At 61.6% G+C, this 15165-nt stretch carries 12 protein-coding genes; 2 read left to right on the plus strand and 10 right to left on the minus strand.

The genetic code is table 11. The annotated features are described in order from the left end of the window. Positions 1 to 461 precede the first annotated feature (461 nt). The 3 genes from KP004_RS07455 to KP004_RS07465 form a co-directional block, all read right to left on the minus strand. Entirely contained in the window at positions 462 to 833 is a 372-nt protein-coding gene (locus KP004_RS07455) for a hypothetical protein (protein WP_216801704.1), read from the minus strand. A 209-nt stretch (positions 834 to 1042) separates the two neighbouring features. Continuing rightward, positions 1043 to 3505: an HYR domain-containing protein gene (locus KP004_RS07460; protein ID WP_216801705.1), complete on the minus strand. Its 2463-nt coding sequence runs from the start codon at positions 3503 to 3505 to the stop codon at positions 1043 to 1045. Between the two features lie 56 nt (positions 3506 to 3561). Next, the gene (locus tag KP004_RS07465) at positions 3562 to 3876 is read right to left on the minus strand and encodes a PilZ domain-containing protein (RefSeq protein ID WP_216801706.1); all 315 of its coding nucleotides are present in this window, start codon (positions 3874 to 3876) and stop codon (positions 3562 to 3564) included. A gap of 433 nt (positions 3877 to 4309) precedes the next feature. Between KP004_RS07465 and KP004_RS07470 the strand changes: the two genes are divergently transcribed. Further along, positions 4310 to 5005: a response regulator gene (locus tag KP004_RS07470; protein WP_216801707.1), complete on the plus strand. Its 696-nt coding sequence runs from the start codon at positions 4310 to 4312 to the stop codon at positions 5003 to 5005. Between the two features lie 73 nt (positions 5006 to 5078). Here the strand turns inward: KP004_RS07470 and KP004_RS07475 are convergent, their stop codons facing one another. Then, entirely contained in the window at positions 5079 to 5390 is a 312-nt protein-coding gene (locus KP004_RS07475; protein WP_216801708.1) for a hypothetical protein, read from the minus strand. A 175-nt stretch (positions 5391 to 5565) separates the two neighbouring features. On the opposite strand from KP004_RS07475, the gene KP004_RS07480 reads away from it, so the two are divergent. Then, on the plus strand, positions 5566 to 6126 hold the full coding sequence (locus tag KP004_RS07480; RefSeq protein WP_216801709.1) for a YcbK family protein: 561 nt from the start codon (positions 5566 to 5568) through the stop codon (positions 6124 to 6126). Between the two features lie 67 nt (positions 6127 to 6193). Here the strand turns inward: KP004_RS07480 and nhaD are convergent, their stop codons facing one another. From nhaD to KP004_RS07510, 6 genes are all read right to left on the minus strand, one after another. Continuing rightward, positions 6194 to 7477, minus strand: a complete 1284-nt coding sequence (gene nhaD, locus KP004_RS07485; protein ID WP_216801710.1) for a sodium:proton antiporter NhaD — start codon at positions 7475 to 7477, stop codon at positions 6194 to 6196. Between the two features lie 151 nt (positions 7478 to 7628). Then, complete coding sequence (locus KP004_RS07490; protein WP_216801711.1) at positions 7629 to 9008, minus strand: TRAP transporter large permease; 1380 nt, start codon at positions 9006 to 9008, stop codon at positions 7629 to 7631. Further along, positions 9005 to 9679, minus strand: coding sequence for a TRAP transporter small permease (locus KP004_RS07495; protein ID WP_216801712.1), 675 nt, complete (start codon positions 9677 to 9679; stop codon positions 9005 to 9007). Before KP004_RS07495 ends, KP004_RS07490 begins: the two co-directional genes overlap by 4 nt. 79 nt (positions 9680 to 9758) lie before the next feature. Next, positions 9759 to 10769, minus strand: a complete 1011-nt coding sequence (locus KP004_RS07500) for a TRAP transporter substrate-binding protein (protein ID WP_216801713.1) — start codon at positions 10767 to 10769, stop codon at positions 9759 to 9761. A 408-nt stretch (positions 10770 to 11177) separates the two neighbouring features. Continuing rightward, positions 11178 to 12548, minus strand: a complete 1371-nt coding sequence (locus KP004_RS07505) for a sigma-54-dependent transcriptional regulator (protein ID WP_216801714.1) — start codon at positions 12546 to 12548, stop codon at positions 11178 to 11180. Between the two features lie 74 nt (positions 12549 to 12622). Further along, on the minus strand, positions 12623 to 15121 hold the full coding sequence (locus KP004_RS07510; protein ID WP_216801715.1) for a PAS domain-containing sensor histidine kinase: 2499 nt from the start codon (positions 15119 to 15121) through the stop codon (positions 12623 to 12625). Positions 15122 to 15165 lie beyond the last annotated feature (44 nt).

The raw sequence follows: 15165 nt of genomic DNA on the forward strand, positions 1-15165 counted from the left end.
CAAGTGGTATGCCATCAGCCGCTAAGGGCATACCCTTTGGAGCCAAGTGGTATGCCATCAGCCGCTAAGGGCATACCCTTTGGAGCCAAGTGGTATGCCATCAGCCGCTAAGGGCATACCCTTTGGAGCCAAGTGGTATGCCATCAGCCGCTAAGGGCATACCCTTTGGAGCCAAGTGGTATGCCACTAAGCCCCTAAGGGCACACCCTTTGGAGCCAAGTGGTATGCCATCAGCCGCTAAGGGCATACCGTTTGGAGCCAAGTGGTATGCCACTCAGCCCCTAAGGGCATACCCTTTGGTGCCAAGCGGTAGGCCGTCAGGGCCACCGTGTTGAAGCAGAGACGCGGAGCAAAAGAGGGATTCGTTGTATTGCGAGAGGGGGGGCAGAAAAGAAAGTTCCCTCGAAAGATTTCCGCCTTCAAGGGAACAGTTGTGGTCTCATTCGGCATGGGCGGTTCTCCTAGCTAGAAGCAGGCGTAGGAGATTTCCTTCTCTTGGGGGGCGGGGCAATTACTTGCAAACCAGCCTGCAGCAGCGCCGGGATGTCATCTTCAGTGGCAACAACCTGGAGGTAAGCGGCGATCTTTTTGAAGAGGTCGATCAGTTCCTTGAACGCCTTGTTGCGTAACACGATGGCCACGCGATCGAAATTGACGGCGGCATTGTATTTCTGCTCTGCGTCGTCGAGCACTTCTTTTACCCTAGTGAGGGCAATGCCCGCGTCGGCTACGTTGCGGAACAAGGCCAGCCCGCTTAAACCGGTGTAGTATCGCTTGCAGTTGCCGAGGAATACTGGCGGTCTACCTGCCAAGTCGAACTTGAGATGTAGCATGGTTACCTCCGGATATGGTTAGCTGTTGTTAATCTCGTAACGGGTTCAAGGTATACCCTACCCCACGATTCTTGGCAACAACTCGAGGCAAAAAAATATTACTCCTTCGGTTCGGCCTGTGCTGCAGCCGAATGTAAATGCTTGTCCCAAAAGAAAAAAGGAGACGGGGAATTCCCCCGCCTCCTTTTCGTTTTTATGGTTCTCTCCGTCTACTTGCCGAGCCTCACCTGGAAGGGGCCGATCTGCTGATCGGCGATGCCGCTTTTGATGTAGATATTGTAGGTGCCTTCGGGCAAACCGGTCGTCTTCCAGTTGTACTGCCAGGTGTTAGTCAGGCTGTCGTACTGAAGCCCGCTAAGGCCCGCATCGTCCAGGGTGACCAGGTCGGTGGAGGCGGCGCCAGTGCTTGCCAGCTGCATGCCGACGCCGGGCACGGTACTGGCACTGACGAGGACCGCGCCGCTGCTGTTGGTGAACTGCCACTTAAGCGGTATGGTGCTCTTGATCTTGTACGTCTTGTTGGCGTCGTAGGGCGGGAGGAGTCCTTTGAAGCCGTACTGCACGGTCACGTCGAACTTGGCGCTGGCACCGTTGCCGTGGCTGTCCTTGGCGCCGCAGGTGACGGTGGTGACGCCGAGGGGGAGGGTGCTGCCGGAGGCCGGGGTGCAGGTGACCGGGACGTTGCCGTCAACGAGGTCGGTCGCGGTCGGTCCGTAGGTGGCTGCCTGTCCGACGATCAGGGTAAGCCCCGTGGGCACGCCGTCAAGCTTGGGAGCGGTGGTGTCCTTCACGGTCACGCTCTGGGTGGCGCTGCTCGTGTTGCCTGCGGCATCCTTGGCGGTCCAGGTCACCACGGTGGTGCCGACCGGGAACACGGCCGGTGCGTCGTTGGTGAGGCCGGTGACCCCTACCGCGTCACTGGCGGTCGCGAGCCCGAAGGCGACAGTCGTGGTCGGCCCGGTGGCTTCAACGGTGACCGCTGCCGGCGGGGTCACCACAGGCGGAGTGGTGTCCTTCACGACGACGGTCTGGGTGGCGGTGCCCTGGTTGCCCGCGGCATCCTTGGCGGTCCAGGTGACCGTAGTGGTGCCGACCGGGTAGGCGGCGGGAGCGTCGCTCTTGATCTCCTTCACCCCGACGGCGTCGGTCGCGGTGGCGGTGCCGATGGCGACCGGGGAGAGCGGGGCGGTCGCTTCCGCCACGACGGCGGCGGGCGCGGTCACTACCGGTGCGGTGGTGTCCTGGACTGTCACGGATTGGGTTGCCTTGCCGACGTTGCCTGCGTCGTCGCTGGCGGACCAGGTGACGACGGTGACCCCGACAGGGAAGCTTGCCGGCGCATCGCTGGTGATCCCCTTCACGCCGACCGCGTCGGTCGCGGTCGCGGTCCCGATGGCAACCTCGGTGCTGGGACCGGTCGCCTCCTGGGTCACCGGGGCCGGAGGTGTCACGGCCGGGGCGGTGGTATCCTGGACCTTGATGGAGAATGTGCCGCTGGCTGTGTTATTGGCGGCGTCGGAGGCGCTGCAGGTGACGCTGGAGGTCCCCAGCGGGAAGGTGGCGCCGGAGCCGGGGGCGCAGACGACGGGGAGTTTGCCGTCGACGTTGTCCTGGGCGCTCGGCAGCGTGAAACTGACCTCGGCACCGGCTGCCGAGGTCGCTTCGGCGGTGATGTCCAAGGGGAAGTTGGCTATGACCGGTGCGGTGTTGTCGAGGACCTTCACGGAACACTGCTTGCTGTTGGTAAGGGCGCCGACGTCGCCGACCACGAGCTTGAAGGTCATGGTGTCATTGGCTGAATCGAGGTGCGGAGCGGCGAAGGTGATGCTCTTGGCGGTCGCCTGGTCGTAGCCGGGCAGTGTTGCGTTGGGAGGGCCCATTACCTGGTTCCAGTCGTAGCTGGCGATGCCGTCGTCGCTGTCCGTGGAGCCGGAGCCGTCGAGGGTGATCTCGCCCCCCTCCTTCACCGATTCGGGGCAGGTTAGCGCGGCTATCGGTGGATCGTTCACCCACAACACGTTGACGATCTGCTCGGCGCTGCCGGTGAGCGAACCGTCGGATACGGTGAGTAAGAACTTAAGCGAGGTGCCGCCGGGGAAGGGGACGTCACTGGGGGCGGTGAAGGTCGCCGTGGCGCCGGCCGTGGTCAGGGTGACCGCGGGGCCGCCCAGCTGCGTCCAGCTGTAGCTCAAGGGATTGCCGTCCGGGTCGGAAGAGGTGCTGCCGTCAAGGGTGACCTGGTTTCCCTCGTACACGGCGCTCGGGGTCACCGAGATGGCTGCCGTCGGCGCCTGGTTGGTGACCACGTTTTTTACGCTGATGGTGGTGGTCAGGTGCTCGCTCTGCAGCGGAGAGCAGCCGCTTGCGGTGAGCTTGAAGATGAGGGTGGCTCCCGAAGGTCCGACCTCGGGGGCGGAGAACGTGGGCTGGGCCGCGGTGGGATCGCTCAGCTTGACCGCGGGGCCTGAGACCTGCTCCCAGAGATAGCCGGTCGTGTCCTTGGACGGAGATGCGTTCAATTTCACGACAGTGGGAACGCCGCTGGGATCCTTCTCGTCCACCCCCTGGTTGTCGGGGGATATCTGCGGTATCACCTTGCAACTGGGCCCCGCCGCCAGCGCGGGGGATGCTACCAGCAACCACATCATCGCCGAAAGTAGTTCTCTTCTCATCTCCGGTTCCTCCTTCTGGGTTGGTATCACGTGCGCATATGAAAAACGGAAGTCAGCTAGCTCCGGGCAGCGGCAGCGTCTCCTGCCGGGTCCATCAGGTGCCTGGTTATGGCGACGGCGACACCGAGCCTACCGGCCCCGGGCTCGACCCGCACCACATCCGCCTGGCAGCGCAGCCTCACCTTGTGCCCCTGGTTCTGGTGCTCCAGCAGCATGACCAGTTCGAGGCTCTCCCCCAAAGAGACCGGCTGTTCGGTGAAAAAATAGAGACCGCAGGAACTGAAATCACGTGTGATCCCCTTCCCATGCTTGACTTCCAGCGGGATTTCCCCTTTAAAGCGAACCGAGTTTCTCTCAGTGAATATTTTCATATGGCAGATCCCAAAGACGTTAGACTCTGTCGCTGGCTGCAGATGTTCTATTGATACGCCATACGTGCAAACAATTGAATATATATCAGGGCATAATTATTTATAACTTTCGATATACTCAGGATGTGTCGTGAGGGCGAAGGCTACTGAGGAGGGTGGTGATGAGCTGTGACGTGTGCGGCTTGAAACGGAGGGACTATACAGCATTGTTGTGCGATTTATATTGAATGATCAAGCGGGGTTGCCGAAAAGATAAGTGGACGTCCACGCCGCGTGGCGAGTTTGGCGTGTCGCCCCCTGCGAGTTTTGCGGCGGACCCCGGCGTCGCCGGTGTTCCCGGGTCACCACAACCGGCTTTAATTCGTGGGGGTAATAGTCTACAGTAATTTATTTGAATCTTTGCTATAAAAGCTTCCCATGTGGAGGATGATTAATGACTATTGAAGAAGCTTTTGGCATTGTAGTCCGCAGGCTCAGAAGGGAGCGGAACCTTTCCCAGGACAAACTGTCCATGTCCAGTTGCCTGGACCGCAAGTTCATTTCCAATATCGAAGGAGGGAAACAGCAGCCCAGCCTGGTTTCCATCTTCGCCCTGGCCAGTGCCCTCAATACATCAGCATCCAGCATCATCTACGAAACCGAATTCATTCTGAAGATCAACACGCCCGACCGGTTGCGGACCGAGGGGTCCAGGATCGACTGGATCAGTAGCATGGAGATCATGATGAACAAGATCAACAACAGCTACCAGGGATCGGAGACGATTCTCATCGTGGACGACGAAAGGCAGTTGCGTGAGATGCTCTCCGACTTTCTTGCCAGCTATGGCTACAAGGTGATCACGGCTGAAGACGGTCAGGACGCCCTGGAGAAATACAAGGAGAACGGACCGATCCACCTGGTGGTCATGGATGTCGTCATGCCGCGCAAGGACGGCATCAGCTGTTTCAAGGAGATCAAGAAGGTCAACCCGAGGGCGAAGGCTGTTTTTATGAGCGGCTACCGGCCGGACCACTTGCACGCCAAGGAGGATTTCCACCTGATCCAGAAACCGTTTTCACCCGTGGAGATGATCAAGGCGATCAGGAGCGCGCTGGAGTCCGACTCGGAGCCGACCTTCGAGGCGTGAGCCGACAGCGTCCAAAGATGGAACCGGATAGAAGTGGGGAAGGGGAGTTCGATATCGAACTCCCTTTTTTCGTTCAGGGGTGCCGGTAAAAAAGGCTGAGCAGCCACGCCGTGGCCAGGGTCGAAGAGAACCAGACCAGCGCCCGCGGCGTGATGTCCTTGGGGATGTCGATGTAGGGGCGCTCCCCGCGCAGCGACTGGATCTTGTATTCGATGCTCTGCTTGCCGTGGACAAAGACGGCGATGGAGACGGGAAACCAGATGGCACCGGTTATGGTGCAGAAGGCGCTCATCGGGCCGGTCAGGTACTCGCCGGTCGAGAGCATGAGCGCCAGGGTCATGCCGGAAAGAAGTGCCGTCGTCTTGGTCGCATAGGGTATTTTCATGGCCTGCCCCCCCTGCATGAGGTTGGTGGGTGCCGACCTGGAGAGCAAAGCACAGCAGGACACATTAGCAAGTTAAACGGTACAGGGGAGGTCCCGAGGGGTTGACAGGAGCAAAGCCTTTGTGGTAGCAAAGGATAGCGTCGCGGCGCTAACTCTCTGATTTATAGGAGTTTATGTGAAGGATACAATGTTGTGCCGCCGGATGTTCCTCAAGTCCTCCGCCTTTTTCGCCGCCACGGTCCTCGGGGCGAAGTCGGCGCTCGCCAAGTTCATGGAAGGGGGCGGGGCGCCCGAGGGGAAGCTCTCCCTCTACAACGTCAACAGCAGCGAGAGGCTCACCGTCACCTACCGCAACAGCCTGGGCGAATACTGCGAGGAAGCCCTGCAGTCCCTCAACTGGATCTTCCGCTGCCACCAAAGCAACGAAACCACCAAGATGGATCTCCGCGTCCTCGAGTACCTGAACCGGCTGGACAACGGCCTCGGGGGCGGCAACGAGATCCACATCATCTCCGGCTATCGTTCGCGCGAATACAACGCCCGGTTGAGAAGCCGGTCGGCAGGGGTGGCCAAGGCCAGCCTGCACACGAAAGGGATGGCGATAGACCTCGCCATTCCCGGCATCGGGCTGGACCGGATCCGGCGCACCGCCGTCGCCCTGGCCGCCGGAGGGGTCGGCTATTACCCCCAGTCCGGCTTCGTCCACATCGATTCGGGTCTTTTCAGGACCTGGTAATCCCTCCTACCACCGTTGGCCGTGCCGCTGCCCGGTTGCATCTTGCGAAAGGGGGGCGATCTCGAAATCAGCCGAGGACCCTGGTCTGCAGCAGGTACACCGCGATGCCGCCGAAGTAGCCGAGAAGGGCAAGGGTGCTGATCCGCTTCATGTACCAGAAGAAATGAATCCTCTCCAGACCCATCGCCGCCACCCCCGCAGCCGAACCGATGATTAGGATGGAGCCTCCGGTGCCGGCGCAATACGCCATGAACTCCCATAGAAAGCTGTCGGTGGGATGCTGTGCCAGGTCGTACATCCCCATCGAGGCGGCGACCAGCGGGACGTTGTCGACGATGGCGCTCACCAGTCCGATCAGGGTCACGATCAGGTCCAGGCGGCCGACACTCTGGTCCAGCCACTTCGCGATGGCGGCCAGTATGTGGGTGTGTTCCAGGGTCGCCACCGCGAGCAGGATCCCGATGAAGAAGACGATGGAACTCATGTCGATCTTCTCTAGCGCGTGGGCCAGGGTCAGGTGCCTCTTGTCCATTTCCTCCTTGTTGCGGTGCACCAGGTCGCCGGCCAGCCACAGGACGCCCAGTCCCAGCAAGATCCCCATGAAGGGGGGGAGGTGGGTAACCGTCTTGAACACCGGGACGCAGACCAGGATGCCGATGCCCAGGAAGAACATCAGGTTGCGTTCGAAATCGGTGGTCACGGGGAGGTCGCCGTTGTCGCGGGCGGCCGGGGCAACGACCTCGCGCCCCCGCAACTGGAAGGCCACCACGGCCAGAGGCAGCAGCAGGTTTACGAGGGAGGGAGCCAGTACCCCTTTCATGATCGACAGGGTCGTGATCTGTCCGCCGATCCAGAGCATGGTGGTGGTGACGTCGCCGATCGGGGTCCAGGCCCCACCGGCATTGGCGGCGATGACGATGAGACCGGCGAAGAAGAGGCGGTCCTCCTGGCGGTCCAGGAGCTTCTTCATCAACGAGATCATGACGATGGTGGTGGTGAGGTTGTCGAGGACAGCGCTCAGGAAGAAGGTGACAAAGCCGACCAGCCACATCAACGAAGAGAGTTTGCGGGTCTTGATGTGGGCAGTGATCACCTCGAACCCGTTGTGGGCGTCCACGACTTCCACGATGGTCATGGCGCCGATCAGAAAGAAGACGATCTGTGCGGTAGCGGCCAGCGATTCGTTCAGCTGGTGCACCACGAGGTGGCTGTCGGGGCTCAAGAGGGCGTACACGGACCAGAGTAGGCCAGCGCCAAGCAGTGCCGACGAGGACTTGTTGATCCTGATGGGGTGTTCAAGGGCGATGGCAGCGTAGGCAACGACGAAAATAGCAATGAGCAGTGAGGTCATATCAGTGGCTTCCTGGGAGTGGCGTTAGCATGAACCAAGCATAAATAGCCTAACTCCGGCGCGGGGTAAAGGATATTCGGGTGCTTTGTTCGCCAAGAGAAAGGGCCTGTCCATGAGGACAGGCCCTTTTAGTTCCAATGCGGCGGCCGTGCTAGTACCCTAGGGCCCGTGGCAGCCAGAGCGAAACGATCGGCACGTAAGTGACGAGCAGCATGAAGCCGAGCATGGCCAAGAGCCAGGGCCACACGGCGACGGTCAGCTCGGATATCCCCATCTTGGTGATGCCGCTGGCGACGTAGAGGTTCAGGCCCACAGGCGGGTGGCACATGCCGACCTCCATGTTGACCGTGATCAGGACACCGAAGTGCACCGGGTCGATGCCGAGCTTCATGGCGACCGGGTACAGGATCGGGGCGAGGATCAAGATGATGGAGGAGGGTTCCATAACGTTTCCGGCCAGAAGCAGGAGCACGTTGGTGACCAGCAGGAAGGATACCACGCCCAGGTTGTGCCCGAGGATCCAGTCCGCCATGAGCTGCGGGATGTTCTCGTGGGTCATCAGGAAGGAGAAGAGCACGGCGTTGGTGATGATGTACAGGAGCATCGCCGACATGCTGGCCGAGTCGAGCAGCACCTTGGGCACCTTCTTGAAGGGAACGTCGCGGTAGACGAAGACGGCGATGACGAAGGCGTAGACCGCGCTCATGGCAGCAGCTTCGGTCGGGGTGAACAGGCCGGAATAGATGCCCCCCAGCACGATGACGATAAGGAACAGGCCCCAGATGCTGTCACGGAAGGCCTTGGCTCGCTCGCCCCAGGTCGCTTTCTTCATGCGCGGCAGGTTACCCTGCTTTGCCCTCCACCAGGCAACCAGGCCCAGCAGCGAGGCCAGCATGAGGCCCGGGATGACGCCGCCCATGAACAGCGCCCCTACCGAGGAGTTGGTCGCGACGCAGTAGACCACCATCGGGATGGAAGGTGGGATCAGGATGCCCAGGGAGCCCGATGTGGTGATGACACCCGCGCCGAAGCGCTTGGGGTAGCCGGCGCGCACCATGGCGGGCATCATGATGGACCCGATGGCGACCACGGTTGCCGGGCTGGACCCGGAGACCGCGGCGAACAGGGCGCAGGCCATGACGCCCGCGAGGGCGAGGCCGCCGTGCCAGTGCCCGACCATGGAGGTGGCGAAGTTGATCATCCTCTTGGCCACGCCGCCGTGGGTCAGGAAGTTGCCCGCCAGGATGAAGAAGGGAATCGCCATGATCTCGAACTTCTCTATGCCGGTGAAGAGCTTCATGGCCACCGCTTCGGTGGGGACTTCCGAGAAGAAGAAAAGGAAGGTGAGGACGGTGAGGCCCAGCGCGATGGAGATGGGCATCCCCGTCAACATGAGCGCCAGCAACAGCGCGAAGACGATGCCGGTGCTGCCGAGGGTGGCTATGGCTCCAAGGATGACGGCGATGCAGAGCAGCCAGGTCGCCGCCTTTTTCTTGGAAAACTGTTCCCAGCCGACTACTGCAGTACTCATTTCACACCCCCCTGCGCTTCCTTATTGTTGAACTTGTGCTGCTCGTACTCTTCCAGGGCCTCGGTGGAATCGAGCGTGCCGATCTCGTCGATGCCGTCCACGTGCGCGTGGTCGTGGCGCGGCAGCTCACCGGTGCGCAGGAAGGCGACGCCGACCTGGAGGAAGCGGAAGCACATGAGGTACGAGCCCAGCGGCACCGCGGAATAGATGATCCAGGTAGGCCACTCGAGGTCGGGGGTGGTGGGGCCTTCGATCAAGTCCGCCACGTTCATGCCGAGTTTGTTGAAGACGGCGTAGTGCATGCCGTTTTCCCAGACGAACTTGGCGCCCAGCGAGCCGATCAGGCCGGTGAAGAGGGCGCCGCCGAGGATGGCCAAGATGACGGTGACCTTGCGCCAGGAATCGGGGAGGCGGGTGACCAGGACGTCGACGCCGACGTGGATGCCGCTCCTGACGCCGTAGGCGGCGCCGAACTTCGCCATCCAGACGAACATGTAAATGCAGAGCTCCTGTGCCCAGCTCATGTTAATGGAAAGCAGCCAGTCCTGCAGCCCGGGAATGGCCAGGCCGGACAGATAGCGATGGCCGACGGCCAGGGCGATGATCACCGTGGCGGCGCCGATGAGGAAGGTGATGATGATTTCCTCAAGATGGTCAAGATACTTCATCATGATGGGCTTCTCCTGGAACTCGTTGCAACGGCCGCCGCGAAGCCGCGGCGGCCGTTGCACGTGCCGGCGGTTGGTTGGGTCAGTTCGCGTTGTAGCCGGTCGCTGCGTAGACTTCCTTCACGATGTCCGCGCCGATGCGGCTCATGTTATCCTTGTGGGCCTTGTCCATCGCCTTCTTCCAGGCGGCACGCTCCTGCGGGGAGAGGGAGACCAGCTGGCTGCGGCCGGACTTCTTGACGGCGGCAAGCGCCTCGTCGTTGTCCTTCTTGGCCACCTCGTTGGCGTACTTGGTGGCGTCCTTCATGCACCCTTCCAGGGTGGCGCGGATGTCGGCCGGCAGCCCCTGCCAGAACTTCTTGTTCACGATGACGGCGTAGCCCAGGTACCCGTGGTCGGAGAGGGTGACGTACTTCTGCACCTCGTGCATCTTCTGGGTGTAGAGGTTGGAGGGGGGATTCTCGGTGCCGTCGACGACGCCGGTCTGCAGCGCCTGGTACACCTCGGAGAAGGCGAGCACCTGCGGGATGGAACCTACCGACCGCATCTCGGAGTCGAGCACCTTGGAGGACTGGATGCGCATCTTCTGTCCCCTGAAGTCGGTGATGCTCTTGAGCGGCTTGTTGGCGCTCATCACCTTGAAGCCGTTATCCCAGTAGGCGAGGCCGAGAATCCCCTTGGGCTCGAGTTTCTTGAGCAGCTTCGCCCCGACCGGCCCCTGGGTCACCTTGTGCAGTTCCTGATAGTTGTCGAAGATGAAGGGGAGGTCGAACACCTCGAACTCCTTGACCCCGAGGGGGGCGAATTTGGCCAGCGACGGGGCGAGCATCTGCACCGCGCCCAGCTGCAGCGCCTCCATCTCTTCCTTGTCCTTGTAGAGCTGGCTGTTCGGATAGACCTCCACCTTCACGCGTCCCTTGGTACGCTCCTCGGCCAGTTTCTTGAAATAGTCGGCGGCCTGCCCCTTCGGGGTGTGCTGGGCGACGACGTGGCTGAACTTGATCACGATGGGTGCGGGTGCGGCCAATGCGGTCACCGGCAGGGCGAGGGCTGCGGCCATGGTCAGGCTTTTGAGACAGGCTTTCAGGTTCATACGGTACTCCTCCTTGGGATGTTTGTTGCGGTTGTAAGCAATGTTTAATTAGTCGTGAGCCTTGGTGCTGTCGCGTGGTACGGTGTGGTACGTATACGATACATCGTTCTGTTGCAACTGCGGTGCCACATAGCGGCAGTTGCAAGTTGCCGTTTTGCCGATGTCAGTCCCAACAGAATAATGGTTGAAAGAGAAGGTGGTGGCTGAAATCCGCCACTGCGATGGCGGATATCTGCCAAGCCGAGGGGCACGGCGGAGATTAGAAAGCGGCCGGGAGGAGAAGGGAACTGTGAAGAGAAGGTTGGGGTTGGCTAATCCTGAAGTGTGAATGCGATGGGAGCGATGCAAGTGGTGCAGGGGGAGAGGGCGACCGCCGCGGGGTGGGCGGCGGTCGCCGATGGAAATGAGCTAGAGTCCGTATTTGTCCATCTTGTAGCGCAGGGTGCCGCGCGGGATCTTCAGGCTGGCGGCGGTCTGCAATACGTTGCCGCCACTTTTTTTCAGCGCCCGCTCGATGAGAGACCTTTCGATGCTGCAGATGGCTTCTTCGAGCCCGAGACCCTCCGGGACGGCTATGGCGTTGACGCCGCCCGCCGCGATCCCTTCGCCGCTGCTTCTGATTTCCTGTGGCAGATGCTCCGGGAGAAGGGTGGGGCCGCTGCGCATGATGCAGATGCGCTCGATGACGTTTCTCAGCTCCCTCACGTTCCCAGGCCAGGCGTACTGGGCCATGAGCCGCTCCGCCTCGGGGGAGACGTCGCGGAACTGACGACCGAAGGAACGGCTGAAGCTGTCCAGGAAATAGGCGGCCAGCGCGGCGATGTCGGCTGTCCGCTCCCTCAGGGGCGGGATGTGGATCGGGAACACGTTGAGCCGGTAGAATAGGTCCTCCCGGAAGCTCTTCTCGGCTATGCGCTGCAGCAGGTCGCGGTTGGTGGCGGCCACCACCCTGACGTCTATGTCGATGTCCTTCACCGCGCCGACCCTGCGGATGGTCTTCTCCTGCAATACCCGCAACAGCTTCGCCTGCATGGCCATGTCCATCTCCCCGATCTCGTCGAGGAAGATGGTGCCGTGGTGGGCCTCCTCGAAAAGCCCCTTCTTCCTGGCGGCGGCCCCGGTGAAGGATCCTTTCTCGTGGCCGAACAGTTCGCTTTCCAGTAGCGACGCCGGAATGGAGGCGCAGTTGATGGCGACGAAGGAGCCGTCCCTGCGCTCGGAGAGGTCGTGGATGGCACGGGCCACGAGCTCCTTTCCGGTGCCCGATTCTCCGGTGATGAGTACGGTCGAGGGGATGCGGGCGATCTCGCGTACCTGGGCCACCACCTCGTTGAAGGCGTCACTTTTACCGATGATGGGGGAGGGGCCGGGGAGGGAGCCGTCGCCGTGCCTCAGTTTTCTCACCTCGCGCTTGAGGGTCTGGGTCTTCAGGGCGAGCTTCACGATCAGCCTGAGGGCGTCGGCCTTGAACGGCTTTTTCATGTAATGAAAGGCACCCAGTTTCAGCGATTCCACGGCACTTTCCACCGATCCGTACCCGGTGATGATGATCACCAGCAGTTCCGGGTCGATCTCCTTCAACCGCTTCAGCACGTCGATACCGTCTTCGGTACCGAGGTTCAGGTCCAGCAGGGCGAGGTCGATCTCCTCCGAGGCGACCAGGTCGCGCGCCTGCTGCCCGGATGCGGCCGCAAGGACCTCGAACCCCTCGCTGGAGAGGATGCGCTGCACGTTTTCGCAGATGAAGGCTTCGTCGTCTATGATCAGTATCTTTTCCATACGTTCCTTTTGCTGAGCTGGGTGGAGAACCCCTAAGGGGACAGGCACCTGGCGGAGCCAGTCCCCTTCTTTGACTAGGGGCCACCCAGCGGCAGTTCTACGGTGAAACGGGTTCCCTCGCCCGGCGCGCTCTCCACCTGGACCCTCCCTTTGTGTTCCTCGACGATGCGCTGGGTGATGGAGAGTCCGAGACCGGTGCCGGCCCCCTTCCTGGTGAAGAAGGGCTCGAAGATCAGGGGAAGATCCGCCGCGGCGATGCCGGGGCCGTCGTCGCTGATGTCGATCACCGCATACCCCTCACGCAGCGAGGTGGCGATGCTGATGTGCCCCCCGCCGGGGAGGGCCTGCTGAGCGTTCTTGATGATGTTGAGCACCGCCTGCTTGATCTTCTCCGGGTCGAACCGGAAGGGGGGGACGTCACCTTCTTCGACGGTCAGTCGCACCTGCTGCTTCTCGCACGGGCGCCTGAGCAGAAGCACCGTGTCGTTCACCAGCCGGTTAAGGTCGCACTCCCTGAACTCGGCGCGCACCGGGGACGAATAGTTCAACAGGGCGTTGACCAGTTTTTCCACGCGCTCGATCTCGGCCAGGGCCTTCTTGATCAGCTCCCTGTCGGCGCTGTTGGAGGCCGCCTGGTCGTGCAGGTCATCCAAAAGGAGCGAGATGCCGGTGAGCGGGTTTCTCACCTCGTGCGCGATCCCCGCCGACAGTTTTCCCAGCGAGGCGAGCCGGTCCAGGCGCATCATCTCCTCGTGCAGGTTCTCGCGCTCGGTCTCGTTTCTGAGCGTGACGGTGAGCCCGTGCTCGGAGTCGTGGCCTATGGGGAAGAAGCCGACGTCGAAATGGGTCCTGCCCGGCTCGAGGTCGAAGCGGAAGGTCTCCCTGCCGTACCCCGCGTGGCCGGCGAAGACGGCGGCGATGCGTTCGCTCAACCCCTCCCAGTCCCGGAAGATCTCGCGGTAGTGTGTCCCTTCGGATACGTCCTCGCCCAGAAAGAGCCTGCCGGTGCGGTTGATGGAGGTGAGAAAGCCGTGCGGGGAGAAGGTGACGATGCCGCTGGAGATACTCTCCAAGACGCTCGCCTTGAAGTTGCGTTCGTCCATGATCTCCAGCCGCGACTGCTTCAACTCCTCCAGGGTGGAGAGCAGGCTCTGCTTGCGGCGATCCAGTTCGTCGGCCATGTTGTTGAAGGTCTGGGCCAGCACGCCGACCTCATCGGCCGAATTGACCGCCACCCTCTCGGCGAAGTCGTCGGCGGCGAGTTTGCCTGCGTTCTCGGTCAACTGGCGCAGCGGAACGCTGATGCCGCGGGAGAGGAGCCAGGCGGAGAGTGCGGAGACGAGCGCGGTGAGGAGGATGATGACGGCGCTGGTGCGGCGGTGCTCGCCTAGCTGTTTGGCGATGAGCCTCCCACCCTTGCGCGACGCCTCGTGGAAGCGGTCCACCTGGAAGCCGATGGTGACACCGCCGAAAACGCCGTGTTTGGCGTAGTCGCCGGTATCGTAAAAGATGGGGGCGAAGGCCATGATCTTCTTGGCTCCGCCGACGTTGGTGATGTCGACGTATCCCTCCTGTTTGGCGCGCACGGCGGCCGCCACTTTCGGGTAGCCCGGATGGACGAAGCCGGCGTAGTCGAGGTTGAAGGGGATGCGGCCGCTCTCTATGTCGGCCTTGGTGGAGCGGGCGGTGTAGGGAGGTACCGGGTTGCCGGCGGGGTCCACGCCGCGGATATCCCAGAACTTGGGATGGGTGATGATCCACCCCTCGTCGTCGAAGAGAAAGGCGTAGTTGCCGCTTTGATAGGAAGGAAAGAGCGAGGAGGCGTTCTTGCCCGGGTCGATGTGCTGGGTGAACTCCATCAGGTGCCGGTGGTCCAGGGAGAGGAGCACCATGCCGTCGAAGGCCCCGCGCTCGTCGAAGATGGGCGCGCCGAAGCGGATCACCCCCTGGTACATCTTGCCGTCGTAGGCGCTCTCCGGGTCGGGGGCGCCGGCCAGCTGTTCCTGTTTGCCGACGTGGAACCCGGTCAGGTGGGAGACGTAGATCTCGCCCGGCTTGAGGGCGCGCACCTTTTCGAAGTAGGTCTCGCTCTTGAACTCGGTGTTGGCGGGGATGGAGACATCGGCCAGCTCGCTTTCCGGGAGGAAGCGGCCGTTGCGGATCACCACCCGCTCCCGGCCCTTTCTGTCGATGAGGGCGATGGAGCGGTAGATGGGGAGGAACTCGTGGGTCCCCTGGGATGCGGTGGCTCCACCGCCGCGCTGCCACACCTCGGAGAGCCGGGTCCGGTAGAAGTCGAACAGGGCGGAACGGGAGAGGGGAGAACGGGAGAGAAAGAGGAGGTCGCACTCGCACTGGTGCAGGAAGTCCTTGATGTTTTCAGCCAGGTCGCGCGCCTTCATCTGCAGCGATTGGACCGCCTGGCTGTCGTCGGAATCGCTGATCTCGGCGGAAAGCCTGGCGCTGGTGGACTGCAGGTTGGCCAAAAGGACCGTGGAGGAGACCAGCAGCGGCAGCAGGGAGAGCAGCAGCGTGATGACCAGGATCTTTTTGAAGATGGTGAATCGTGGCAAAGGGCTCCCCCGCATGGTAGTGAGGTTCGCAGGTTAGCACAAAA

This window comes from Geomonas oryzisoli (genome assembly GCF_018986915.1).
Classification (GTDB): Bacteria; Desulfobacterota; Desulfuromonadia; order Geobacterales; family Geobacteraceae; genus Geomonas; species Geomonas oryzisoli.

Excerpts from the sequence above, each read along its gene's own strand:
- KP004_RS07500 (WP_216801713.1), bottom strand. The coding sequence starts at position 10,769 with ATGAACCTGAAAGCCTGTCTCAAAAGCCTGACCATGGCCGCAGCCCTC.
- KP004_RS07495 (WP_216801712.1), bottom strand. The coding sequence starts at position 9,679 with ATGATGAAGTATCTTGACCATCTTGAGGAAATCATCATCACCTTCCTC.
- KP004_RS07475 (WP_216801708.1), bottom strand. The coding sequence starts at position 5,390 with ATGAAAATACCCTATGCGACCAAGACGACGGCACTTCTTTCCGGCATG.
- KP004_RS07460 (WP_216801705.1), bottom strand. The coding sequence starts at position 3,505 with ATGAGAAGAGAACTACTTTCGGCGATGATGTGGTTGCTGGTAGCATCC.
- KP004_RS07455 (WP_216801704.1), bottom strand. The coding sequence starts at position 833 with ATGCTACATCTCAAGTTCGACTTGGCAGGTAGACCGCCAGTATTCCTC.
- KP004_RS07490 (WP_216801711.1), bottom strand. The coding sequence starts at position 9,008 with ATGAGTACTGCAGTAGTCGGCTGGGAACAGTTTTCCAAGAAAAAGGCG.
- nhaD (WP_216801710.1), bottom strand. The coding sequence starts at position 7,477 with ATGACCTCACTGCTCATTGCTATTTTCGTCGTTGCCTACGCTGCCATC.
- KP004_RS07505 (WP_216801714.1), bottom strand. The coding sequence starts at position 12,548 with ATGGAAAAGATACTGATCATAGACGACGAAGCCTTCATCTGCGAAAAC.
- KP004_RS07465 (WP_216801706.1), bottom strand. The coding sequence starts at position 3,876 with ATGAAAATATTCACTGAGAGAAACTCGGTTCGCTTTAAAGGGGAAATC.
- KP004_RS07470 (WP_216801707.1), top strand. The coding sequence starts at position 4,310 with ATGACTATTGAAGAAGCTTTTGGCATTGTAGTCCGCAGGCTCAGAAGG.